The sequence below is a fragment of the Ruegeria sp. AB5 genome (assembly GCF_056542645.1).
The window spans coordinates 64,146-85,137 of the sequence record NZ_JBQGAE010000016.1 but is presented as its reverse complement, the minus strand read 5'-3'; the positions used below and the strand labels follow the sequence as shown (position 1 = coordinate 85,137).

Sequence of the window (20,992 nt, the reverse complement as noted above, 5' to 3'; positions counted from 1 at the left end):
GTCCAAGCGGGATTTCACCGTTGTTGCGGCGATGCGACCGGTGTTATTTCTGGACCTTCGGGCAAAAATTGCTATCCGTGGCTAAGACACATCTTGGGGTTTTGGCCGTGCTGCGTGTTTTTTTGTTACTTTTCACGATTTCTACACTCTCTGCCTGCGTCGACCGATCTGTGTCGGTCACGCTTCCAGAGGCGCTGGATGTCGGAACGCCGGAAACCGTCTACGGCGCCACAACCCGCGGTCGCGATCCTGACGGCACCTACAATGCCGAACGGGGTGACGGTTTGCAGTATCTGGAAATGACCGTCTCGATTCCGCCTACGCATACCCCGGGCAGCCTGAATTTTTCATATGCCGACCCGAACCCGAAAAATCAATTCGTTCTGGCCGGTGTCACCGAATTTTCAAACTCGCAGGGACTGGCCAAACAACTGCGCGGGGCTGACGACGTCACGATCTTCGTGCATGGCTACAACTCGACCCATACAGAGACGGCATTCCGAGCCGCCCAGCTGGCTCATGACATCGAAATCCCTGGCGAAATATTGATTTACTCCTGGCCCAGCCAGGCACGGGGCGCGGGCTATGCCTACGATCTGGACAGTATGTTGTTTGCCCGCGACGGGCTGGAAAAAACCGTCCGGGATCTGAAATCCATGGGTGTGAAGCGGGTTGTGCTTGTGGCCCATTCCATGGGGGGCGCGCTGTCCATGGAGATGATGCGTCAGGCCGAACTGCGCGCTCCGGGCTGGTCGCGTCGCAATCTGGAAGGCGTGTTCCTGATTTCGCCGGATCTGGACGTTGATGTCTTTCGCTCACAGATGGACAACATTGCCTCACCCCCCGAACCATTTGTTGTCATGGTATCGCGCAAGGACAAGATTCTGAACATCTCGGCCCGGCTGCGTGGCCTGCCAGATGGCGAGCGCCTGGGCAATATCAGCTCGATCGACGACTTGTCCGAGTACCCGATTGACGTCATCGACACGACCGCCTTCAACGACGACGCCGGATCATCTCATTTTGTCGCTGCAACCTCTCCGGCGCTGTTGTCAATCCTGAACTCGGTACGACGTGTTGGCGATACCTTCGGGGAAGTCCGTTCGCGCGTGGACGTTATCGTCCCCGATATCGAACGCAATCCGGATGGCGCGACCGAGATTGTTCTGACCGGAACAGAGCAGGCTCAGGTCAAAACCCCGTGACGCAGTTCAGCCTGCGTCGGTTTCTTCGCGACAACGGGTCATGGCTTGGCGCCGGTGTTTTACTGACCTTCCTGTCCAGCTTTGGACAGACCTTCTTTATCTCGGTCTTTGCGGGTGAAATTCGCACAGCCTACGGGCTAAGCCATGGTGCCTGGGGCGGGTTGTACTCACTTGGAACCCTGGTGGCCGCCGGTGTGATGATCTGGGCTGGCGGCCTGACCGATATTTTCCGCGTCCGCGCGCTTGGGCCGTATGTTCTGGCCGGTTTGACTTTTGCCGCGCTGGCCATGGCCTTGAACAGCTGGGTGGTGGTTTTGCCGTTGGTGGTTTTCCTGCTGCGCCTGTTCGGGCAGGGGATGAGCACCCATCTGGCGCAGGTCGCCATGGCCCGCTGGTTCACGGCTTCGCGGGGCAAGGCGCTGTCCATCGCGTCGCTGGGCTATTCGGTCGGAGAAGCGCTGTTGCCTTTGACCTTTGTTGCGGCGATGGCCTTTCTGGATTGGCGATGGCTCTGGGTGATTGCGGCCGGTCTGGTCCTGTTGGGCATCCCGGTTCTGATCCGTCTTCTGCGACAGGAAAGAACTCCGCAAAGCCTTGCGGATGACTATACGGCCACCGGGATGGAGGGCCGTCACTGGACCCGCCGCGAGGCGCTGTTTCATCCACTGTTCTGGTGCATGGCACCCGCAATTCTGGCACCGTCTGCTTTCGTCACCGCCTTCTTCTTCCACCAGGTGCATCTGGCCGAGATCAAAGGCTGGGCACATATCCAATTGGTCGCCCTGTTCCCGATTTTCACCGCCATCACCATCTTTGCCATGTTTGCGTCTGGTTGGGCGTTGGACAAATGGGGCACCGCGAGCCTCATGCCGTTCTACCAGATCCCGATGGCGATTGGATTTGGCGTTCTCGGTGTCTCGGACAGCATAACCAGCGCCATGATCGGTTTAGTTTTTCTCGGTATTACGGCTGGTGCGCACAACACCTTGCCCAGCGCATTCTGGGCCGAGTTTTACGGCACAAAGCATATCGGTGCGATCAAGGCGCTGGCGACCGCGCTGATGGTTCTGGGTTCGGCCATCGGTCCGGTGCTGACCGGTGTGCTAATCGACCTTGGCGTTGCGATGAGCGCGCAGTTTCTGTGGATCGCCGGATTCTTTGGTCTGGTCTGCGTATCAGTCGGTTTTGGAATCCGTCGCGCCCAAACCTCGTTTTAGCGGTTGCGCCGCAAATAGACGTAATACGCCCCATCTCCACCATGGCTGATATGGGCAGGCGTGACCTGCATCACTGCCTGCGCCAGCGGAGGGATGGACAGCCAATGCGGCACCTGATTGCGCAACACGCCCCGCGGGGTCGGGATTGGACCGGGTTCGTCCCGATCTTTGCCTTTGCCAGTGATCACCAGAACCAGTCGTTTACCCTGTGCCTGCGCCGTCAACACAAAGCGTACAAGGGCAGGATGTGCGGTATCGATCCGCATTCCATGCAGGTCCAGCTTGCCTTCGGGCTTAAGCTTGCCGCGCTTCATCCGACCAAATGCCTTGGTATCCATCTGCACCGGCGCAGCGCGCAGCGCTTCGGTTATCGACGGTTTCAGACTGTTGGCTGGCGGTGTGGCCTGGTAGGTCTGACCCAGCTCCAACGCCTCAACCCGCGGTTTGGGCAGTTTCTTGGGCGTCGGCTTTGGCAAGGGTGTCGGGCGCACGGTCTGAGGGATTTCGGGATGCAAACGCTCGGCTTGCTTTGCGACCTTGCGCCAAAGCTCGATCTCTTCACTGGTCAGTTTGCGCCGGGTCATCAGAATTCATCCGGCAACAGGGCATATGCGTGTTGTATGGGTAGCAACACGATCATCCGCCCCGGATCCTTCAGCCGACCGGCGGCTTGCCCGGCGGCGTCGCCGGTCCCGAAAAAGATATCCGCCCGTTGCGCGCCTTTGATCGCCGCGCCTGTATCCTGCGCAATCATCAAGCGCCGCATTGGGTCCTTGCCGTCCTTTTCGATCCAAACCGGAGCGCCCAGTGGGGTAAAGGCCGGATCGGCAGCGATACTGCGCATGGTGGTGATCGAGCGGTTCATGGCACCCAGCGGCCCAAGGTCCGGCGCAACCCGGCTGACTTCGCGGAAAAACACGTAAGACGGGTTGTGCAACAGCAGATCGGCCCCGGCCTGCGGGTTTTTGCGCACCCAGGCGCGGATCATCTGGGCGCTGACTTCGTGCGACCCCAGAATGCCCCGTCGGATCAGTTCAACGCCAATAGAGCGGTAGGGATGGCCGTTCGCACCGCCATATCCCACGCGCAATGTACTCCCATCCGGCAAGCGAACCCGGCCCGAACCCTGAATCTGCAAAAAGAACAGCTCGACCGGATCATCGACCCAGGCGATCTCGAGCCCGCGGTCCCGCATGACGTCGCTGGACAGGATTTCCTGACGGCTCAGCCACGGTCCCTCGGCCCGGGCCTCGGGTGGCATTTTATAGACCGGGTATTTGAATCGATCGGTGCGCGTTTTAGAGCCGTCCAGTTCCGGCTCAAAGTATCCGGTAAACAGGGCTTCTTTCCCGTCTTCGATCAGCATCGGGCGAAAGAACAACTCAAAGAACGACCGGGCGGCATCCGCCTCATATGTTCGGGCGACACCGCACAGGGCGCGCCAATCTGGGTCTTTCAGATCACCACAGGTGTTCAGGAAAACGGAAAGGGCCGCGCCGTGGTCATCCTCGGCCCAGCCCTGCAAATCATCGAACGTCAGAATAGATCGCGTTGCCTCGGCTCCGGCAGCGCTGGCAGTGGTCATCACACCCACCAGAAAAAGCGACCGGAGCGTGGCAATCATGCGTCCGTGGCGACAAGCAGCCAGTTCGGATCGTCCTTGCCCATCACGCGGGCAAAGGTCCAGCTGTCCTTTTGGCGTTTCACGGTGTTCGGGTTGCCTTCGATAATGTCACCACCACGGTCCCGCACCACCGAGGTCAGTTCACCAATGAACTTCATGGTGATCTCGGCCTCATTGGTGTCCTTGTCAAAGCTCGCATCGGTCAGGGTGGTTTCGCGCACGCCGATGAACTCGGCCTCGATAGTCAGGCCCTGATCTTCACGGGCAGAAACAACGGATACGAAGGTTTCGAACACATCCTCGGCCAGGAAGGGCTGGATTTCATCCAGATTGCCTTTTTCAAACCCCATCACGATCATTTCATAGGCGCCACGTGCGCCCTGAACAAATTCACTGACCGAAAAGCTGGGTTCGACCCGCTTCATCGCGGCCAGGGTTTGGGCCTGTTCGCTGTCTTCAGGTACGTGGTCTGTGATGTCATGATCCGGACCACCTTCGATCACCTCGAAATCACGCCGGGACGTATTTGTATCGGGCTGATGCGGCACGGGGGGCTTTTCAAAACCCTCACGCGAACCCAATACGCTTTTCAAGCGCAGGATCAGGAAAACGGCAATTCCGGCCAGGACCAGCAACTGGATCATGGGTTCGTTCATTTCATCCTCTTTTCAGAACCGAGACTTTGTGTACGCGGCCTCCTGCCACTATGTAGGTGACAGTTGGTAGCAAGTCCACAGCCCGGCCATATGGAAAGGATAACGCATATGTACCTGTTCTTGGCATTTTTATTGGTCCCGATCATCGAGATCGCTCTGTTCATACAGGTTGGTGGTCTGATCGGCCTGTGGCCGACACTGGCTATTGTAGTCCTGACAGCGGTTCTGGGCACTGTTCTGGTGCGGACACAAGGTCGCATGGCGCTGGGGCAGTTGCAGCGATCTTTCGCTCAACTGGACGATCCGACTGAGCCTCTGGCCCATGGGGCCATGATCCTGTTGTCCGGTGCGCTGTTGCTGACACCCGGCTTTTTTACCGACGCCGTTGGATTTGCCCTGCTTGTCCCCGGCGTGCGGATCGCCGTCTTCCGGTATCTGAAGTCCAAGGTCAAAGTCACCCAGTTCCAGATGGGACCGGGGGCCGGCTTTCAGACACAGCGCAGCCCCTTTGACCAAGGCGATGTGATTGACGGAGAGTTCTCGGAAGTCCGCCCGCGCAAGGACGCATCCAAACCGTCAAAATGGGTCGAAGGCCCGCACGAGCATTGAGATACCCCGCCCAAGTTGATAAGCAGTGGCGGATTTCATTTTTGGAGTAGATCCATGGCCGAAGAAAACGCTGCAGAAAACACTGCGGCTCAAGCTGCCCCTCAGGTTCAGATGCGGGTTCTGGGACAATTCATTCGCGATATGTCCTTTGAAAACGTGATGGCACAAAAGGGCGTGTCGGGTGACGTGCAGCCCGAAATACAGGTTCAGGTCAATCTGGACGCAAAAAAGCGCCCGGCAGATCATCAATATGAGGTTTCGATCAAGCTGAAGCTGACCTCGAAAGCCAAAGGCATGGAAGACGTGCTGTTCCTGTGCGAGCTGGACTATTGCGGTCTGTTCCACGTGGAAGGCGTGCCAGAAGATCAGCTGCATCCGTTCCTGATGATCGAATGCCCGCGGATGCTGTTCCCGTTCCTGCGCCGGATCGTCAGCGACATCACCCGCGACGGAGGGTATCCGCCGGTGAATCTGGACAATATCGATTTTGTTGCGCTCTACCGCAATGAATTGTTGCGCCGTCAGGCAGCTCAGGCCGAGAAAACCGACGCCTAAGTCAGTGACCCGCACCTGACAAGGTCAGGTGCGGGTCCACAGGGCGTTTTCACCCAGTTTTTCCACAAACCCCTGATGGGCTGCGCGTTCTTCCTCGGTGATCCGAGACGGCAGTTGGGTTGCACGCGGTGCGGGGCGCCAGTCATCGGCACCACCTGCGCCCAAAGCGGCCGAAGTGGACAAGCCGAAATCCGGTTGTCGACCACCGATCAGTTCCAGATATACTTCGGCCAAGATTTCCGAGTCCAACAGCGCGCCGTGCAGAACGCGGTTCGAATTGTCGATGTTGAATCGGCGGCAAAGCGCATCCAAAGAGGCCGGCGAACCCGGAAACCGCTTACGCGCAATGGCAAGCGTGTCCAGTGCCTGTTCCATCGGGATTGGCGGCAGTCCCATCCATTTCAGCTCTGCGTTCAAAAACTTCATATCAAAGGATGCGTTGTGGATCACCAACTTGGCTTCGCCAACGAAATCCCTGAACCCTTGACCCACCTTGGCAAAAACCGGCTTGTCTTTCAGCGTCACCTCACCCTTTTCCGGCGGGCGCGGGGCTTCCAGCAGGTCCGGGCCGATGCCGTGGACACCAAACGCTTCTTCGGGCATGGACCGTTCCGGGTTGATATAGACATGGTAGGTTTCGCCCGTGGCGACGTGGTTCCACAGCTCGACCGCGCCAATCTCGACGATCCGGTCGCCGCTTTCGGGGTCGAATCCGGTGGTTTCGGTATCCAGTACAATCTCACGCATCGGCCAGCCCCGCCCGTATCTGCCTGACCACATCCTGCACCTGTGCGCGGGCATGGTCCAGCGTATCCGTCACGATCACAAAATCCGACCGCGCACATTTTTCACCGTTTGGCATCTGGTTGGCTCGGATTTGTTCGAATTGCGCTTCGGTCATCGTACCACGCGCCATGACGCGACGCATTTGCTCGTCATCGGGAATGGAAACGCAGACAACCGCATCCATCGCCGCGTCACCGCCCGTTTCAAACAATAAAGGGATGTCGAACACCAGAATATCAGTCGAGGCATTTTCGCGAAACGCGGCGCGATCTGCGGCGACCAGAGGGTGAACGATCCCCTCGATCTGTTTTAACGCGGAACTGTCTTCGGAGATAATCCGTTTCAATGCCCCACGGCTCACGGCCCCATCGACAATCGCGGCGGGAAACGCCGTGCGTATCGGCTCAACCGCCGCTCCACCGGGTGCATAGAGACGATGCACAGCCGCATCCGCATCCCACAGCGCGCAGCCTTCTGCGATGAACATCTGCGCCGTGGTGCTTTTGCCCATCCCGATCGAACCGGTCAGACCAAGCGCAAAGCTCATGCCAGCGCCGCCGCACGAGTTTCTGCATCAACCTCGGGCCGCAAGCCGAACCAGCGCTCAAAGCCAGGAACGGCCTGGTGCAGCAACATGCCCAACCCATCGACGGTGGTGCACCCGGCCTCTTCAGCCGTTTTCAGCAGGTTTGTCTTGAGGGGGGCGTAAACCAGATCGGTCACGACTGAGCCGGGCTGCAACCCGTCCAATGGCACCCGCAGCTCTGGCTGGCCCTGCATTCCCAGCGACGTCGTATTGACGACAAGTTCGGCGTTTTCGATCACGTTTCCGGCCTGTACCCAATCCACCACGATGATGCGCTGACCGAATTCCTCTTTCAGATGATCTGCGCGGGCACGTGTGCGGTTGGTCAGCAGGATCTCGGGCACGCCCGCATCCGCCAACGCCTGCAATACTGCCCGCGCCGCGCCGCCAGCGCCAAACACCACCGCCGGACCATCCGAGGGGTTCCAGTCCGGCGCACCGCTGCGCAGGTTTTCCATGAACCCGTAGCCATCGGTGTTGTCGGCGTGGATCGAGCCATCTTCGCGGAACACCAATGTGTTGGCCGCCCCAATGACCGTTGCCCGGTCAGAGATGTGATCAGCGATCCGCAAAGTAGCTTCTTTATGGGGCACCGTGACGTTCGCCCCCACAAACCCGGCCTTGGGCAGGGTGCGCAACACGGTCTCAAGATCAGCCGGGGCCACATCCATCGGAATATAGTGCCCTGCCAACCCGTAGGTTTTCAGCCAATGCCCATGCAACTTGGGAGATCGGGAATGCCCGATCGGATGCCCGATCACCCCGGCCAGAGGAATCCGATAGTCGGTCATTGATCGATCGCCCCTTTGACGGCCAGATAATTGAGCAGCTCCAACAAGGGCATACCCAAAACGTTAAAATAGTCGCCGTCAATGGTGGCGAAGAGGCGCACGCCTTCTTCTTCCAGCTTGTAGGCCCCAACCGCATGGCGAATGCTGTCCCAGTTCCGGTGGACGTAATCCCGCAGATAGGCGTCCGAACTCATACGCATCCGTAGGCGCACTTGTCCGACATGCCGCCAGATCGGCTCACCGTCCTGATAGATCACTGCGGCAGACAACAGCATGTGCCGTTTTCCACGCATCGTCCTAAGCTGCGTCAATGCGTCTTCGGGTGTTTCGGGCTTTGACAGCAAATGCCCCTCGAAATCCAGCACCTGATCGCATCCCAGCACCATCGCGCCCGGGGATTTGTCGCTGACCTTGCGGGCCTTCATCGCGGCCAAAGCATCGGCGATGTCGCGCGGCGGGGCGCCTTCGGCCAGCAATGCGCGTTTCATGGTATCCTCGTCCACGCGCGCGGCTCGAACTGAAAACGGCACGCCAGCCTTTTCCAGCAACTGCGCGCGGATAGAAGAGCCAGAGGCCAGGATGATGGGGACAGACATGTGGACAACCCCGTGTGCAAATCGTTGAGCGTTCTAGGACGCTTTGTATGGTTTTCAGATCGACACGCAAGCCCGAGAAAACTGAGCAATACTTCCCCGAGTCGCTCGAATTCGATCCAATCGGGACAAGGATAAGTCGAAGACCATGGAAAACTGGGAATCCAGCAGATACTCAGCAACTTATCCCCAGTTCAGCCAAAAGAACATCTACGTAAAGTATTGTTTTAAAAAGGATAAAACAGGACTCCACAGAATAAGATTCAGTTCAGGAAAAACTGTCCACCTGGGGAAAACTACGGGTTAAAAAAGTAATCCACTGAAATTGATGTTCCTACAAAACCATCTTCCTTTCTTCTTTCTCCATTTTTTATTAGGGAGAGTTCCGAGCAATGACCGGAGCTGAAATGACTGATCTGCTGTTCACGATCTACCCATGGGTAAAGTCGCTCCATATCATGGCCGTGATCTCGTGGATGGCCGGCCTGTTCTATTTGCCACGCTTGTTCGTCTATCACGTCGAGAAGGCGCAAGCTGTCGATAGTGCACAACAGATCTTCTTTGAAATGGAGGAAAAACTGCTGCGGGTAATCATGCGCCCAGCGATGATCGTGGCCTGGGTGTGTGGTCTGATCATGGTGTTCACACCGGGCATTGTCGGTTGGGATTTTGTTTGGCCCTGGCTCAAAGGTGCGGCCGTGATCGGAATGACCTGGTTTCACTATTGGCTGACGGCACGGCGCAAGGACTTCCTTGAGGGCCGAAACAAGCTCACTGGGCGGCAGTATCGCATGATGAACGAGGTTCCGACTGTTTTGATGGTTGTTATCGTTCTGGCGGTCATTCTGAAGTTCTGAGCGCCCGTTTGACTCCGGGACCGGTCACCCTTATGTAGGGGACAACACGCCCGTCCGGGCGGCGTATTTTCCGCACTGAAATTCAACTTCGAGCCGTCCCGTCGCGGTGAAGGTATGTATCATGTCCACTGAATCCCTGAATCTGGCCGATCTGAAGGCCAAAAGCCCCAAAGACCTTCTGGCGATGGCCGAAGAACTGGAAATCGAAAACGCCTCGACCATGCGAAAAGGCGAGATGATGTTCCAGATCCTGCGCGAACGCGCGGATGAAGGCTGGACTGTCGGCGGCGATGGCGTGCTTGAGGTCCTGCAGGACGGGTTCGGTTTCCTGCGCTCACCCGAGGCGAACTATCTGCCGGGTCCGGACGATATCTATGTCTCGCCCGATATGATCCGTCTGCATTCGCTGCGAACAGGGGATACCGTTGAAGGTGAGATCAAGGCCCCGGATGAGAACGAACGCTATTTCGCGCTGATCAAAGTTACAAAGATCAACTTTGAAGACCCTGAGAAGGCCAAGCACAAGATCCTGTTCGACAACTTGACGCCTTTGTACCCAGATGAGCGTCTGAAGATGGAGATCGAAGATCCCACCATCAAAGACAAGTCCGCCCGTGTGATCGATCTTGTCTCGCCGATTGGTAAAGGCCAGCGATCGCTGATTGTCGCGCCGCCGCGGACCGGTAAGACTGTCATTTTGCAGAACATCGCGCACTCGATCGAACAGAACCATCCTGAGTGCTATCTGATCGTCCTGCTGATCGACGAACGCCCGGAAGAGGTGACCGACATGCAGCGCTCGGTGAAGGGTGAGGTCGTGTCTTCGACCTTTGACGAACCTGCAACGCGCCACGTCGCCGTGTCGGAAATGGTGATCGAAAAAGCCAAGCGTTTGGTCGAGCATAAACGAGATGTTGTTATTCTTCTCGATTCGATCACAAGACTTGGTAGAGCGTTTAACACCGTGGTCCCATCCTCTGGTAAAGTTCTCACCGGTGGTGTGGATGCGAATGCTCTACAACGGCCTAAACGATTCTTTGGTGCTGCGCGGAACATTGAAGAGGGCGGCTCACTGACCATCATCGCCACCGCGCTGATCGATACCGGCAGCCGTATGGACGAAGTAATCTTCGAAGAATTCAAAGGCACCGGTAACTCGGAAATCGTTCTGGATCGTAAAATCGCAGACAAACGCGTGTTCCCGGCTATTGATATCCTCAAATCCGGTACCCGGAAAGAAGACCTGTTGGTCGACAAGGGCGATCTGGCGAAAACCTTTGTTCTGCGCCGAATCCTGAACCCGATGGGTACCACCGACGCAATCGAGTTCCTGCTGTCGAAGTTGAAGCAGACGAAAACGAATGGCGAGTTCTTCGATTCGATGAACACCTGACACGGGTCACTGACGCAAGCGAGGCGGTCGAATGGATACGATATTCGCCTTGGCCAGCGCGCAAGGCAAGGCAGGGGTGGCGGTTATCCGCCTCTCGGGCCCCATGGCACATTCTGCTGCTGCCAGGATGGCCGGCGGGACCCTGCCATCGCGCGGCATGTCTTTTCGGACATTGCGCGATGATGAGGGATCGCGTTTGGATGATGGGTTGGTTTTGACCTTTCAGGCGCCAGCCAGTTTTACCGGCGAAGACGTGGCAGAGCTGCAAATCCACGGCAGCACCGCCTCGGTCAATGCAGTTATGCGATGCCTGTCGGGTGTAAAAGGCTTGCGCCTTGCCGATCCGGGAGAGTTCACCCGTCGCGCCCTTGAAAACGGAAAGATGGATCTGACCCAGGTCGAGGGTTTGGCCGATCTGATCGACGCAGAAACGGAAGCCCAAAGAAAACAGGCGCAAACCATTCTTGCAGGGGCGCTCGGAGATTTGGCCGAACGGTGGAGGTGTGATCTGATCAGAGCTGCATCTCTGCTAGAGGCAGTGATTGACTTTGCAGATGAAGAAGTGCCGACAGATGTCACGCCAGAGGTTCGTCACCTTGTTTCAGGCGTTATGACAGATTTACAACGAGAAGCCGCCGGTGTGCAAATCGCCGAGCGTATCCGAACCGGGTTTGAAGTTGCCATTGTGGGGCTTCCGAATGCGGGAAAGTCCACTTTGTTGAACGCCCTGGCTGGTCGCGAAGCGGCAATCACGTCTGAATTTGCGGGAACGACTCGAGACGTGATTGAGGTTCGCATGGATCTTGCTGGCCTGCCTGTGACTTTGCTGGATACTGCCGGACTGCGTGATACCCAGGACCATGTTGAAAACCTGGGGATTGCACTGGCTAAAAAGCGCGCCGAATCCGCAGACCTGCGTGTGTTTTTAGCTGACGATACAGTAGATCTTGGCGTCGAAATGCGGTCGGATGACATTCGCGTTGCTCCAAAAGCCGACCTACGGGATAATAATGAAGGCGGGGTGTCCGGAAAAACCGGGCAGGGGATCGATCACCTAATATCCAACATATCGCGTGTACTAAGTGAACGTACCACTAGCCATGGTATTGCCACGCGTGAGCGTCACCGCATGGCGCTGGTCAACGCGAACAAGGCGCTAGACGCGGCAATGTCAGTTTTGGAATCAGGACCCGACCTATATGATATTGCAGCAGAAGAGTTGCGAACCGCCGTCCGAGCCCTTGAAGCTCTGGTGGGAAGAATTGGGGTCGAGGACCTGTTGGATGAGATATTCTCAAGCTTCTGTCTGGGAAAATAAGGAGTGTTTCACGTGAAACATTCAGACTTCGATGTTCTTGTCATAGGTGCCGGTCACGCTGGGACTGAAGCGGCGCATGCAGCGGCGCGGATGGGTGCATCAACGGCTTTGGTCACCCTTTCCGCATCAGATATCGGCGTTATGTCGTGCAACCCTGCCATTGGTGGGTTGGGAAAAGGCCATCTGGTTCGCGAGATTGACGCATTGGATGGCGTGATGGGCCGAGTCGCCGACCAGGCAGGCATTCAGTTTCGTTTACTTAACCGTCGAAAAGGGCCCGCTGTTCAAGGGCCTCGTACCCAGGCAGACCGCGCGTTGTATCGGGCGGCTATGCAACGTGCGACGGACAAACAGAACAATCTGACTGTTCTTATCGGTGAAGTTGTCGACTTCCTGATGGATCAGGATCGCGTTTCAGGCGTGCGGCTGGGTGACGGGGCCGAGGTTCGGTCGCAGACCGTTATTCTTACCTCTGGCACCTTTCTACGCGGGGTCATTCATATTGGTGACGTATCGCGCCCTGGTGGCCGAATGGGGGACAAGCCATCTGTCAAACTGGCTGAACGGCTGGACAGTTACAATCTGCCCACTGGGCGGCTAAAAACTGGTACGCCACCCCGGCTGGATGGTCGCACCATTGATTGGTCGGATCTGGATCGGCAGAATGGAGATGACGAACCAACCCTGTTTTCATTCCTGTCCACATCGGTTGTCGCACCCCAGATCTGGTGCGGTATCACCCATACGAATGCACACACCCATGAGATCATAGAAAGAAACTTGAGCAAATCGGCGATGTATGGTGGGCACATAGACGGTGTTGGACCGCGCTATTGCCCATCAATTGAAGATAAAATCGTCCGTTTTGCCGAGAAAGAATCTCATCAAATCTTTCTTGAACCCGAAGGCGTGAACGATCACACGATTTACCCCAACGGGATTTCAACGTCTTTGCCGCAGGACGTACAGCAGGACTATGTTCGGTCGATCAAAGGGCTAGAACAGGCGGAAATTATTCAACCTGGCTACGCTATTGAATACGACTACGTCGATCCTCGTGTGCTGACTGCATCGCTATCCTTGCCCGAAATTCCCGGCCTGTATCTGGCTGGTCAGATCAACGGGACCACAGGATATGAGGAAGCTGCTGCTCAGGGTATGGTTGCCGGTCTCAACGCAGCGATGGAGGTTCGGGGCGGTGAACCAGTACATTTCACACGGGCGGACAGTTATATTGGCGTCATGATTGATGATCTGACGACGCGCGGTGTTGCTGAACCTTATCGTATGTTTACGTCTCGTGCAGAGTTCAGGTTGTCCCTGCGCGCTGACAACGCAGACCAACGTTTGACCCCACTGGGGTTGACGCTGGGATGTGTCGGAGGGGTGCGGCGTGCCCATTTCGAGAACAAGGTCGCCAAGTTGAATGCCGCCAAATCGCAATTGACGGATCGGACTTTTACGCCGAAAGAGGTTCGGGCAGCTGGAATAACCGTCAATCAGGATGGGAATCGGCGAGACGGGATGGCTATTCTCGCCTTTCCGGATGTTGTTTTTGACGATCTATTGCCTTTGATCCCCGATCTCGGTGATGTCGAGCCGGATATCAGACTGCAAATTGCAAGGGACGCGCTTTACGCAAACTACATTGCACGGCAACAGCGTGATGTTGATGCGATGAAGCGAGATGAAAGCTATGAGATCCCGCGCGAATTCGACTATTTCTTGTTGGAGGGGCTTTCGTCTGAGATGAAACAAAAGCTCTCACGCGCGAAGCCTGCGAATATCGCGCAAGCAAGCCGGGTTGAGGGGGTTACACCGGCAGCGCTGACACTGGTATTGGCGAAGCTTCGTCGTGACCAAAGGGCGCGGCAGGCATGATGTCTGAAATCCCAGACCTCGATGCACTTGATGTTTCACGTGAAACATTCGAACGACTCGATACCTATGTCGGATTGGTGAAGCGCTGGAATCCAAGAATTAATTTGGTCTCGCGAAACAGCCTGGAGGAGATCTGGAGTCGTCATATTCTGGATTCCGTGCAGGTATTCCGCTGTGCGGATTCGTTCGAAACATGGGTAGATCTTGGCAGCGGAGGCGGGTTTCCTGGAATGGTTTGCGCCATCATGGCGCTTGAACAGGCGCCGGAAAGCCAATTTCAGTTCGTAGAAAGCGACCAAAGAAAGTCCGCGTTTCTCCGCAATGTCGCACGTGAATGCGGGGTGAAGTGCTCCGTCATTTCCATGCGGATCGAACGCATTGATCCCTTGGGGGCTGATATTGTCTCGGCCCGGGCGCTGGCCGACCTAAAAACGCTTTTATCTTTTTGTAACAGACATTTAGGCGACTCCGGAACTGCTTTGTTGCCGAAAGGCGCGAACTGGAAAAAAGAGTTGGCCGATGCACAGGAAGAATGGAATTTCGACGTCGAGCCGATTACAAGTTTAACTGAACCCCAGGCTGTCATCCTTAAGATCAAAGGAGTATCACGTGGTTGATCTGTCTCGTCCTTCCGGGCCTCGGATAATTGCGGTTGCCAATCAGAAGGGCGGAGTTGGAAAGACCACAACGGCGATCAATCTTGCGGCGGGTTTGGCCGAGGCCGGATGCCGGGTTCTGGTTGTGGACCTCGATCCTCAGGGGAATGCATCCACCGGATTGGGCGTTGAGGATCGGGATTGGACGACCTATGACCTGATCCTTGACGATGCACCTTTGGAAGCGGTTGTACAGGAGACCGAGATCGAGGGCCTGTTCGTCGTTCCGGCAACCGTTGACCTGAGTTCTGCTGATATCGAACTGATTTCAAATGAAAAACGCAGCTATTTGCTGCATGACGCCCTAAGGCAGACTTCGATCGACAGTTTCGAGTTGGATTTCGTCCTGATTGACTGCCCTCCATCTTTGAATCTGCTGACAGTGAACGCCATGGTTGCTGCGCATTCGGTCCTTGTTCCGCTTCAAAGTGAGTTCTTTGCCCTGGAAGGTCTTTCGCAGCTTATGTTGACGATCCGAGAGGTTCGTCAAACTGCAAACCCAGACCTTAGAATCGAAGGTGTTGTGTTGACCATGTATGACAACCGCAACAACTTGTCCCGTCAGGTCGAAAAAGATGCGCGTGACAATCTGGGTGAGATGGTCTTTAAAACCAAGATACCCAGAAATGTGCGGGTCAGTGAGGCTCCGTCTTATGCGTTGCCGGTTCTGCAATATGACTCTGGTTCGCTTGGGGCGATGGCGTATCGACACCTGGCCCGCGAAGTCATGCAAAAGAATAATAAAGTCGCCGCATAAGCGGCAGTGAGGAGGGCGACATGAGCGCCAAAAAAGCAAAACCCAGAGGTCTGGGACGCGGATTGTCCGCACTGATGGCTGATGTCACTCAGGAAACAGACGGCCGCATGACGGCTGAGCCTCGTCGGCCCGACATGACAGTCCCGATTGAAAAGCTGCGGGCCAATCCAAACCAGCCGCGCCGGACGTTTCAACCGGAACAACTGGATGAATTGGCGTCTTCGGTCAAGGAAAAGGGCATTATTCAGCCGTTGATCGTGCGTTCAATCGGTGATGGTGCGTATGAAATCGTCGCGGGCGAGCGTCGTTGGCGCGCGGCGCAGATGGCGCAACTGCATGATATTCCTGTTATTATTCGTGAATTCGATGACACCGAAGTCCTGGAAGTTGCAATTATCGAAAACATACAAAGGGCAGACCTAAACGCGGTTGAAGAGGCTGCGGGATTCAAGCAGTTGATGGACCGGTTTGGACATACGCAGGAAAAGCTGGCCGAGGCCCTGGGCAAAAGCCGCAGTCACATTGCGAATCTATTGCGCCTGTTGTCTCTGCCGATGGATGTTCAGGCTCTGGTTATCGAGGGTAAATTGTCCGCAGGACATGCAAGGGCGTTGATCACGGCCGAAGACCCGTCGGACCTCGCGAAGCGGGTTGTCAAAGATGGATTGTCCGTTCGCGCGACCGAGGCCTTGGTTAAAAAGCAGCAACAGGGTGAAACGGAACGTCCGGCCCCAAAGTCGCGAAACCTGCATGTGGGCAAGGACGCGGATACGCGGGCTCTCGAAAAAGACCTGTCGGCGATACTTGCGATGAAAGTGTCAATCAATCACAAGCCAGGTACAGAGTCGGGGCAAGTTGTTTTGACTTATGAAAACCTTGACCAGTTGGACGATCTTTGTGCAAAACTCAGCCGTTAGGCCGGGTCCAGATAAAGATCAGCACTCCGCCCAGAACAACGGCCTGAATGATCAGGACATGGGATGGCACGGACATCAAGATTGAAATCCCGAATACGGCAGCGATCGAAACGGTTGCTGCCTTTTTGGCCACCGGCCGAATGGCACCGGACCGCTGCCAATCTTCGATCATGGGGCCGAACAGGCGGTGGGTCATCAGCCAAGTATGTAGCCGGGATGATGATCTGGCGAAAAGGAAAGCTGCAAGAATCAGGAATGGAACGGTTGGGAGCAACGGCAGGACGACGCCGATCATGGCCAGCGCCACGCATAGAACTCCGAGACCGGCCCAAAGATACCGCATATGCTTAATCCAACAGCTCTCGGATGACCGCGTTTAACACGGCGCGTCCGTCTTTGGTGGCGACAAGGCGGCTGGCGTCCTGAGATATCATCCCGATTTGCGAGAGATGGTCCAGTCTGGATTGCTCTAGCTGCATTCCAGACAGAGATCTAAATCTATCTATATCTAGTCCTTCCATTATCCTCATACACATCATAAGGTATTCTTTGCCCTGATCTCGGGCCGAAAGCACAGTGCGGTTCTTCTCGCCCGATCCGTGTTGCGCCGCCGTCAGCCAACCATTGGGTGACAGGTAGGTTTCGGTTGCGACTTTCTGACCGTTGACGGTGATCCGCCCATGGGCGCCCGGTCCGATGCCCAAGTAGTCGCCATAGCGCCAATAGATCAGGTTGTGCTGCGATTCCGCGCCGGGGCGGGCGTGGTTCGATACCTCATAGGCGGGCAGGCCGTGCGCCTCGCAAATATCTTGCGTGGTCAGATACATATCGGCGGCGCTGTCATCCAGGGGCAGGCCGCGCAACTTTCCAACGGCATAGCGGTCGCCAAAGGCGGTCCCTTCTTCGATGGTCAACTGGTACAGCGAGAGGTGATCGACGGCCATCGACAGAGCCTCAGTCAGCTCGGAACGCCAGGCGTCCAGCGTCTGATGTTGCCGTGCATAGATCAGGTCAAAGCTGACGCGGTCGAAACAATGACGGGCGATGTCAAAGGCCGCACGCGCCTCGGAAACCGTGTGAATGCGACCCAACCGGCGCAGATCGTCATCATTCAACGCCTGCACCCCCATCGAGATACGGTTGACGCCCGCGTCCCGATAGGCCGCGAACCGGCCTGCCTCGACCGAGCCCGGATTGGCCTCAAGCGTGATTTCCATATCGTTGGCCGGACGCCAGAGCGCGCGCGCCTCATCGATCACAGCCGCAACCGTTTCGGGATCCATCAAAGACGGGGTGCCGCCACCAAAAAAGATCGTGTTCAGAACACGGTCGGGGGTTTCGGCGGCGCTGCGGTGCAGCTCGGTCAGATAGGCGTCAAGCCATTGTTTTTGATCGATTTCACGGGAAACATGGCTGTTGAAATCGCAATAGGGGCACTTGGCCTCGCAAAAGGGCCAATGCACATACAGGCCAAAGCCCCCGTTGCGCCAATCATCCGCCAAAGCAGCCTTTCACGAACATCTCAACCGCGCGACCGCGATGGCTGATCTTGTTCTTTTCCCAGCGATCCATCTGCGCAAAGGTGATGTCATGGCCGTCGGGGACAAACATCGGGTCATAGCCGAACCCGTCGGCGCCGCGAATGGGCCAGACCAGATGGCCGGGGGCGATGCCTTCGAACACCTCGTCATGGCCGTCGGGCCAAGCCAGTACCAGCGTGCAACGGAATTGCGCGGTGCGGGGGTGAGGGGCGTTCTTCGCCTCCAGCTCAGTGTGCGCGCGGGTCATCGCCATCAGGAAATCGCGGCCATTGCCGGTTTCTGCCCAATCGGCGGTATAGACGCCGGGCGCACCGTTTAGTGCGTCGATGGTGATCCCGGAATCGTCCGACAGCGCAGGCAGGCCGGTCGCCTTGGCGGCGGCATGGGCCTTGATCCGGGCATTGCCGACGAATGTATCCTCGGTCTCGTCTGGTTCGGGCAGGTCCATGTCGGCGGCGCCGATGACGGTGACGCCAAAAGGCTCAAGCAGATGTGCCACCTCCTCAAGCTTGCCTTTGTTATGCGTGGCCACCAGCAGCCGGTCGCCGTCGAACTTGCGGGTCATGCGGTGGCGGCCTTTTGCGCGGCAGCCAGCTCACCCACGCCTTTTTCCGCCAGATCCATCAGTTGATCCATTTGGGCGCGGCTAAAGACCGAGCCTTCGGCGCTCATCTGCACTTCGATCAATTTGCCCGAGCCAGTCATGATGAAATTGCCGTCGACGCCCGCTTCGCTGTCTTCGGGGTAATCCAGATCCAGCACCGGCTGACCGGCGTAGATACCGCAAGAAACGGCAGCAACCGGATCGACCAGCGGGTCGGAAATCACGTCGCCTGCCTTCATCAGCTTGTTCACCGCCAGACGCAGCGCAACCCAGCCGCCGGTGATCGAGGCGCAGCGGGTGCCGCCATCGGCCTGGATCACGTCACAGTCGACGGTGATCTGACGTTCACCCAGGGCAACCCGATCCACACCGGCGCGCAGGGCACGGCCAATAAGGCGCTGAATTTCCACTGTACGACCGCCTTGCTTGCCCGATGCCGCCTCGCGCCGCATCCGCGTGTTGGTCGCGCGGGGCAGCATGCCGTATTCCGCAGTGACCCAACCCAGGCCCGAGCCCTTAATGAACGGGGGCACGCGATCCTCGATCGTGGCGGTGCACAGCACATGGGTGTCGCCCATCTTGATCAGGCAGGAACCTTCGGCATGTTTGGTGAATCCCGTTTCGATGGAAACGGCGCGCATTTCGTTTAGATCACGTCCTGAGGGTCGCATGGGAATTCCTTTGTTTGCTGGTTTGGGGATACCGCCCCGCAGCGTCAGGATGCAACCCTGATTGACCTTTCGCGCACCTGCTATTTAATGACCCTCCAGCAGAGGATTGCCGATGAGTGACGCAAGCAAAATTCTGAATGAGATGAATGACCGGTCGCGTGAGGTGTTCCGGCTGATCGTCGAAAGCTATTTGGACAGCGGTGAGCCTGTGGGCAGCCGTACCCTGACGCGCACCTTGTCGGAAAAAGTCAGCGCCGCAACGGTGCGTAATGTGATGCAGGATCTTGAGTTTCTGGGCCTGCTCGACAGCCCCCATGTCAGTGCCGGTCGGATTCCCACGCAGCAGGGGCTGCGGATGTTTGTCGACGGATTGCTAGAGGTTGGCGATCTGGGCGCGGATGACCGGCAGAAACTGGATGACACATTAGGCTCTAACGCGGGGGATGTTGGCGGGATGCTGGACCGAGTGGGTTCGGCTTTGTCACACGTGACACAAGGCGCCTCGCTGGTCTTGACGCCGAAACACGAGGCGGAAATCAAACATATCGAGTTCGTGTCGCTGGGCCATGACCGGGCCCTGGTGGTTTTGGTATTTTCCGACGGTCAGGTCGAAAACCGGCTGTTTACGCCGCCGCCGGGGCAAACGCCCAGCTCGATGCGCGAAGCGGCGAATTTCCTGAACGCACTGATCGAGGGCCGCACCATCAGCGAGGTTCGCCGTCAGATGCTGACCCAGATCGATGCGCGTAAACAGGAAATTGACGTGCTGGCCCGTGAAATGGTCGACAGCGGTATGGCCGCGTGGGACGGCGATGACGGCGACTCGGCCCGTTTGATCGTGCGTGGGCGGGCGAATCTGCTGGGTGAACCGGGTGAAGCCGACGAATTGGAGCGCATTCGCACCCTGTTTGACGACCTGGAACGCAAGCGCGACATCGCCGAATTTCTGGAATTGACCGAAGAAGGCGAGGGTGTGCGCATTTTTATCGGCTCTGAGAACAAACTTTTCTCACTTTCGGGTTCCTCTTTGGTGGTCTCTCCATATATGAACGCTGATCGTAAGATAATCGGTGCGGTTGGGGTCATCGGGCCCACGCGTCTGAACTATGGACGGATCGTGCCGATCGTGGATTATACGGCGCAACTGGTCGGCAAACTGATATCCGACCGGAGCTAGAGGGTAAGAGATGGCAGAGCCCAAGAACGAAGATTTTCTGGACGATATCGCAACGGCCGAGGCTGAAGAGCTGGCTGATGAATTTGCAGAGATCAGCGAAGAAGCGCTGGAGCTGGATGAGCTGCGCGCCGAACGCGACGATTACAAAGACAAGTTCATTCGCGCGCTGGCCGATGCGGAAAACGCGCGCAAGCGTGGCGACAAGGCGCGGCGCGATGCTGAACAATATGGTGGGTCCAAGCTGGCCCGCGACATGCTGCCGGTCTACGACAACATGAAACGCGCGCTTGAGGCCGCTACGGATGAGCAGAAAGAGGTCGCAGGTGCGCTACTGGAAGGTGTCGAGCTGACCATGCGCGCGCTGAAAGACGTATTTCAGAAACACGGAATTCAGGTGATCACGCCCGAAGTTGGCGAGCGGTTTGACCCCAATGTGCATGAGGCGATGTTCGAGGCCCCCGTGCCGGGAACCCGCGCCGGTGACATCATTCAGGTCTCGGCCGAAGGGTTCATGCTGTACGACCGACTGTTGCGCCCCGCGCAGGTTGGTGTGTCTTCGACGCCTGCCAGCTAAGCACCTAAGATATCAATAAGTTTT

General features: G+C 57.0%; 24 protein-coding genes. 13 read left to right on the top strand and 11 right to left on the bottom strand.

Features of this window, described 5'->3' with window-relative positions; genetic code table 11:
• The first annotated feature begins 107 nt into the window (after positions 1–107).
• Positions 108–1,205 carry an alpha/beta hydrolase gene (locus ACR0L4_RS20125; RefSeq protein WP_480514827.1) on the top strand — a complete coding sequence of 366 codons (1,098 nt, stop codon included), beginning with the start codon at positions 108–110 and terminating at the stop codon, positions 1,203–1,205.
• On the top strand, positions 1,202–2,422 hold the full coding sequence (locus tag ACR0L4_RS20120; RefSeq protein WP_480514807.1) for an MFS transporter: 1,221 nt from the start codon (positions 1,202–1,204) through the stop codon (positions 2,420–2,422). The genes ACR0L4_RS20125 and ACR0L4_RS20120 overlap by 4 nt, the downstream gene beginning before the upstream one ends.
• On the opposite strand, the gene ACR0L4_RS20115 is transcribed toward ACR0L4_RS20120, so the two are convergent.
• The 3 genes from ACR0L4_RS20115 to ACR0L4_RS20105 are packed head-to-tail and all read right to left on the bottom strand — an operon-like array spanning position 2,419 to position 4,702.
• Positions 2,419–3,006: a Smr/MutS family protein gene (locus ACR0L4_RS20115; RefSeq protein WP_170752023.1), complete on the bottom strand. Its 588-nt coding sequence runs from the start codon at positions 3,004–3,006 to the stop codon at positions 2,419–2,421. The genes ACR0L4_RS20120 and ACR0L4_RS20115 overlap by 4 nt on opposite strands.
• Complete coding sequence (mltA, locus tag ACR0L4_RS20110; protein WP_480514806.1) at positions 3,006–4,046, bottom strand: murein transglycosylase A; 1,041 nt, start codon at positions 4,044–4,046, stop codon at positions 3,006–3,008. Before mltA ends, ACR0L4_RS20115 begins: the two co-directional genes overlap by 1 nt.
• Positions 4,043–4,702, bottom strand: a complete 660-nt coding sequence (locus ACR0L4_RS20105) for a Tim44/TimA family putative adaptor protein (protein WP_170752027.1) — start codon at positions 4,700–4,702, stop codon at positions 4,043–4,045. Before ACR0L4_RS20105 ends, mltA begins: the two co-directional genes overlap by 4 nt.
• A gap of 108 nt (positions 4,703–4,810) precedes the next feature.
• Between ACR0L4_RS20105 and ACR0L4_RS20100 the strand changes: the two genes are divergently transcribed.
• Both ACR0L4_RS20100 and secB read left to right on the top strand, forming a co-directional pair.
• Complete coding sequence (locus ACR0L4_RS20100) at positions 4,811–5,311, top strand: FxsA family protein (protein ID WP_480514805.1); 501 nt, start codon at positions 4,811–4,813, stop codon at positions 5,309–5,311.
• Positions 5,312–5,365: 54 nt separating this feature from the next.
• Entirely contained in the window at positions 5,366–5,866 is a 501-nt protein-coding gene (secB, locus tag ACR0L4_RS20095; protein ID WP_170752032.1) for a protein-export chaperone SecB, read from the top strand.
• A gap of 24 nt (positions 5,867–5,890) precedes the next feature.
• On the opposite strand, the gene dnaQ is transcribed toward secB, so the two are convergent.
• From dnaQ to ACR0L4_RS20075, 4 genes are read right to left on the bottom strand one after another with little or no spacing between them, the layout of a single operon-like run.
• The gene (gene dnaQ, locus ACR0L4_RS20090; protein WP_480514804.1) at positions 5,891–6,613 is read right to left on the bottom strand and encodes a DNA polymerase III subunit epsilon; all 723 of its coding nucleotides are present in this window, start codon (positions 6,611–6,613) and stop codon (positions 5,891–5,893) included.
• Entirely contained in the window at positions 6,606–7,199 is a 594-nt protein-coding gene (gene coaE / locus ACR0L4_RS20085) for a dephospho-CoA kinase (RefSeq protein ID WP_170752036.1), read from the bottom strand. Before coaE ends, dnaQ begins: the two co-directional genes overlap by 8 nt.
• Positions 7,196–8,029, bottom strand: coding sequence for a shikimate dehydrogenase (locus tag ACR0L4_RS20080; protein ID WP_170752038.1), 834 nt, complete (start codon positions 8,027–8,029; stop codon positions 7,196–7,198). The genes coaE and ACR0L4_RS20080 overlap by 4 nt, the downstream gene beginning before the upstream one ends.
• Positions 8,026–8,625, bottom strand: coding sequence for a Maf family protein (locus ACR0L4_RS20075; protein ID WP_480514803.1), 600 nt, complete (start codon positions 8,623–8,625; stop codon positions 8,026–8,028). Before ACR0L4_RS20075 ends, ACR0L4_RS20080 begins: the two co-directional genes overlap by 4 nt.
• Positions 8,626–9,029: 404 nt before the next feature.
• Here ACR0L4_RS20075 and ACR0L4_RS20070 point away from each other — a divergent pair, with 404 nt between their 5' ends.
• The 7 genes from ACR0L4_RS20070 (at position 9,030) to ACR0L4_RS20040 (ending at position 16,401) form a co-directional block, all read left to right on the top strand.
• On the top strand, positions 9,030–9,479 hold the full coding sequence (locus tag ACR0L4_RS20070) for a CopD family protein (protein WP_170752042.1): 450 nt from the start codon (positions 9,030–9,032) through the stop codon (positions 9,477–9,479).
• Between the two features lie 121 nt (positions 9,480–9,600).
• The gene (rho, locus tag ACR0L4_RS20065) at positions 9,601–10,872 is read left to right on the top strand and encodes a transcription termination factor Rho (RefSeq protein WP_480514802.1); all 1,272 of its coding nucleotides are present in this window, start codon (positions 9,601–9,603) and stop codon (positions 10,870–10,872) included.
• 31 nt (positions 10,873–10,903) lie between these two features.
• Complete coding sequence (gene mnmE, locus ACR0L4_RS20060; protein ID WP_480514801.1) at positions 10,904–12,190, top strand: tRNA uridine-5-carboxymethylaminomethyl(34) synthesis GTPase MnmE; 1,287 nt, start codon at positions 10,904–10,906, stop codon at positions 12,188–12,190.
• A 12-nt stretch (positions 12,191–12,202) separates the two neighbouring features.
• Positions 12,203–14,071, top strand: coding sequence for a tRNA uridine-5-carboxymethylaminomethyl(34) synthesis enzyme MnmG (gene mnmG / locus ACR0L4_RS20055; protein ID WP_480514800.1), 1,869 nt, complete (start codon positions 12,203–12,205; stop codon positions 14,069–14,071).
• A complete protein-coding gene (rsmG, locus tag ACR0L4_RS20050) occupies positions 14,071–14,688 on the top strand; it encodes a 16S rRNA (guanine(527)-N(7))-methyltransferase RsmG (RefSeq protein WP_480514826.1) in 618 nt (205 codons plus the stop codon). The genes mnmG and rsmG overlap by 1 nt, the downstream gene beginning before the upstream one ends.
• Positions 14,681–15,484 carry a ParA family protein gene (locus ACR0L4_RS20045; RefSeq protein WP_480514799.1) on the top strand — a complete coding sequence of 268 codons (804 nt, stop codon included), beginning with the start codon at positions 14,681–14,683 and terminating at the stop codon, positions 15,482–15,484. Before rsmG ends, ACR0L4_RS20045 begins: the two co-directional genes overlap by 8 nt.
• Positions 15,485–15,504: 20 nt before the next feature.
• A complete protein-coding gene (locus ACR0L4_RS20040) occupies positions 15,505–16,401 on the top strand; it encodes a ParB/RepB/Spo0J family partition protein (RefSeq protein WP_480514798.1) in 897 nt (298 codons plus the stop codon).
• On the opposite strand, the gene ACR0L4_RS20035 is transcribed toward ACR0L4_RS20040, so the two are convergent.
• The 4 genes from ACR0L4_RS20035 to rph are packed head-to-tail and all read right to left on the bottom strand — an operon-like array spanning position 16,391 to position 19,217.
• Entirely contained in the window at positions 16,391–16,744 is a 354-nt protein-coding gene (locus ACR0L4_RS20035; protein ID WP_480514797.1) for a YbaN family protein, read from the bottom strand. The genes ACR0L4_RS20040 and ACR0L4_RS20035 overlap by 11 nt on opposite strands.
• A gap of 4 nt (positions 16,745–16,748) precedes the next feature.
• The gene (gene hemW, locus ACR0L4_RS20030) at positions 16,749–17,903 is read right to left on the bottom strand and encodes a radical SAM family heme chaperone HemW (protein ID WP_480514796.1); all 1,155 of its coding nucleotides are present in this window, start codon (positions 17,901–17,903) and stop codon (positions 16,749–16,751) included.
• Positions 17,893–18,507 carry an RdgB/HAM1 family non-canonical purine NTP pyrophosphatase gene (gene rdgB, locus ACR0L4_RS20025; RefSeq protein WP_480514795.1) on the bottom strand — a complete coding sequence of 205 codons (615 nt, stop codon included), beginning with the start codon at positions 18,505–18,507 and terminating at the stop codon, positions 17,893–17,895. The genes hemW and rdgB overlap by 11 nt, the downstream gene beginning before the upstream one ends.
• On the bottom strand, positions 18,504–19,217 hold the full coding sequence (gene rph / locus ACR0L4_RS20020) for a ribonuclease PH (RefSeq protein WP_170412685.1): 714 nt from the start codon (positions 19,215–19,217) through the stop codon (positions 18,504–18,506). The genes rdgB and rph overlap by 4 nt, the downstream gene beginning before the upstream one ends.
• 112 nt (positions 19,218–19,329) lie before the next feature.
• Between rph and hrcA the strand changes: the two genes are divergently transcribed.
• Both hrcA and ACR0L4_RS20010 read left to right on the top strand, forming a co-directional pair.
• Positions 19,330–20,394 carry a heat-inducible transcriptional repressor HrcA gene (gene hrcA / locus ACR0L4_RS20015; protein WP_480514794.1) on the top strand — a complete coding sequence of 355 codons (1,065 nt, stop codon included), beginning with the start codon at positions 19,330–19,332 and terminating at the stop codon, positions 20,392–20,394.
• 10 nt (positions 20,395–20,404) lie between these two features.
• The gene (locus ACR0L4_RS20010; protein ID WP_480514793.1) at positions 20,405–20,968 is read left to right on the top strand and encodes a nucleotide exchange factor GrpE; all 564 of its coding nucleotides are present in this window, start codon (positions 20,405–20,407) and stop codon (positions 20,966–20,968) included.
• The last annotated feature ends 24 nt before the right edge of the window (positions 20,969–20,992 follow it).

Excerpts from the sequence above, each read along its gene's own strand:
- ACR0L4_RS20115 (WP_170752023.1), bottom strand. The coding sequence starts at position 3,006 with ATGACCCGGCGCAAACTGACCAGTGAAGAGATCGAGCTTTGGCGCAAG.
- mltA (WP_480514806.1), bottom strand. The coding sequence starts at position 4,046 with ATGATTGCCACGCTCCGGTCGCTTTTTCTGGTGGGTGTGATGACCACT.
- ACR0L4_RS20105 (WP_170752027.1), bottom strand. The coding sequence starts at position 4,702 with ATGAACGAACCCATGATCCAGTTGCTGGTCCTGGCCGGAATTGCCGTT.
- ACR0L4_RS20100 (WP_480514805.1), top strand. The coding sequence starts at position 4,811 with ATGTACCTGTTCTTGGCATTTTTATTGGTCCCGATCATCGAGATCGCT.
- secB (WP_170752032.1), top strand. The coding sequence starts at position 5,366 with ATGGCCGAAGAAAACGCTGCAGAAAACACTGCGGCTCAAGCTGCCCCT.
- dnaQ (WP_480514804.1), bottom strand. The coding sequence starts at position 6,613 with ATGCGTGAGATTGTACTGGATACCGAAACCACCGGATTCGACCCCGAA.
- coaE (WP_170752036.1), bottom strand. The coding sequence starts at position 7,199 with ATGAGCTTTGCGCTTGGTCTGACCGGTTCGATCGGGATGGGCAAAAGC.
- ACR0L4_RS20080 (WP_170752038.1), bottom strand. The coding sequence starts at position 8,029 with ATGACCGACTATCGGATTCCTCTGGCCGGGGTGATCGGGCATCCGATC.
- ACR0L4_RS20075 (WP_480514803.1), bottom strand. The coding sequence starts at position 8,625 with ATGTCTGTCCCCATCATCCTGGCCTCTGGCTCTTCTATCCGCGCGCAG.
- ACR0L4_RS20070 (WP_170752042.1), top strand. The coding sequence starts at position 9,030 with ATGACTGATCTGCTGTTCACGATCTACCCATGGGTAAAGTCGCTCCAT.
- rho (WP_480514802.1), top strand. The coding sequence starts at position 9,601 with ATGTCCACTGAATCCCTGAATCTGGCCGATCTGAAGGCCAAAAGCCCC.
- mnmE (WP_480514801.1), top strand. The coding sequence starts at position 10,904 with ATGGATACGATATTCGCCTTGGCCAGCGCGCAAGGCAAGGCAGGGGTG.
- rsmG (WP_480514826.1), top strand. The coding sequence starts at position 14,071 with ATGTCTGAAATCCCAGACCTCGATGCACTTGATGTTTCACGTGAAACA.
- ACR0L4_RS20040 (WP_480514798.1), top strand. The coding sequence starts at position 15,505 with ATGAGCGCCAAAAAAGCAAAACCCAGAGGTCTGGGACGCGGATTGTCC.
- ACR0L4_RS20035 (WP_480514797.1), bottom strand. The coding sequence starts at position 16,744 with ATGCGGTATCTTTGGGCCGGTCTCGGAGTTCTATGCGTGGCGCTGGCC.
- rdgB (WP_480514795.1), bottom strand. The coding sequence starts at position 18,507 with ATGACCCGCAAGTTCGACGGCGACCGGCTGCTGGTGGCCACGCATAAC.
- rph (WP_170412685.1), bottom strand. The coding sequence starts at position 19,217 with ATGCGACCCTCAGGACGTGATCTAAACGAAATGCGCGCCGTTTCCATC.
- hrcA (WP_480514794.1), top strand. The coding sequence starts at position 19,330 with ATGAGTGACGCAAGCAAAATTCTGAATGAGATGAATGACCGGTCGCGT.
- ACR0L4_RS20010 (WP_480514793.1), top strand. The coding sequence starts at position 20,405 with ATGGCAGAGCCCAAGAACGAAGATTTTCTGGACGATATCGCAACGGCC.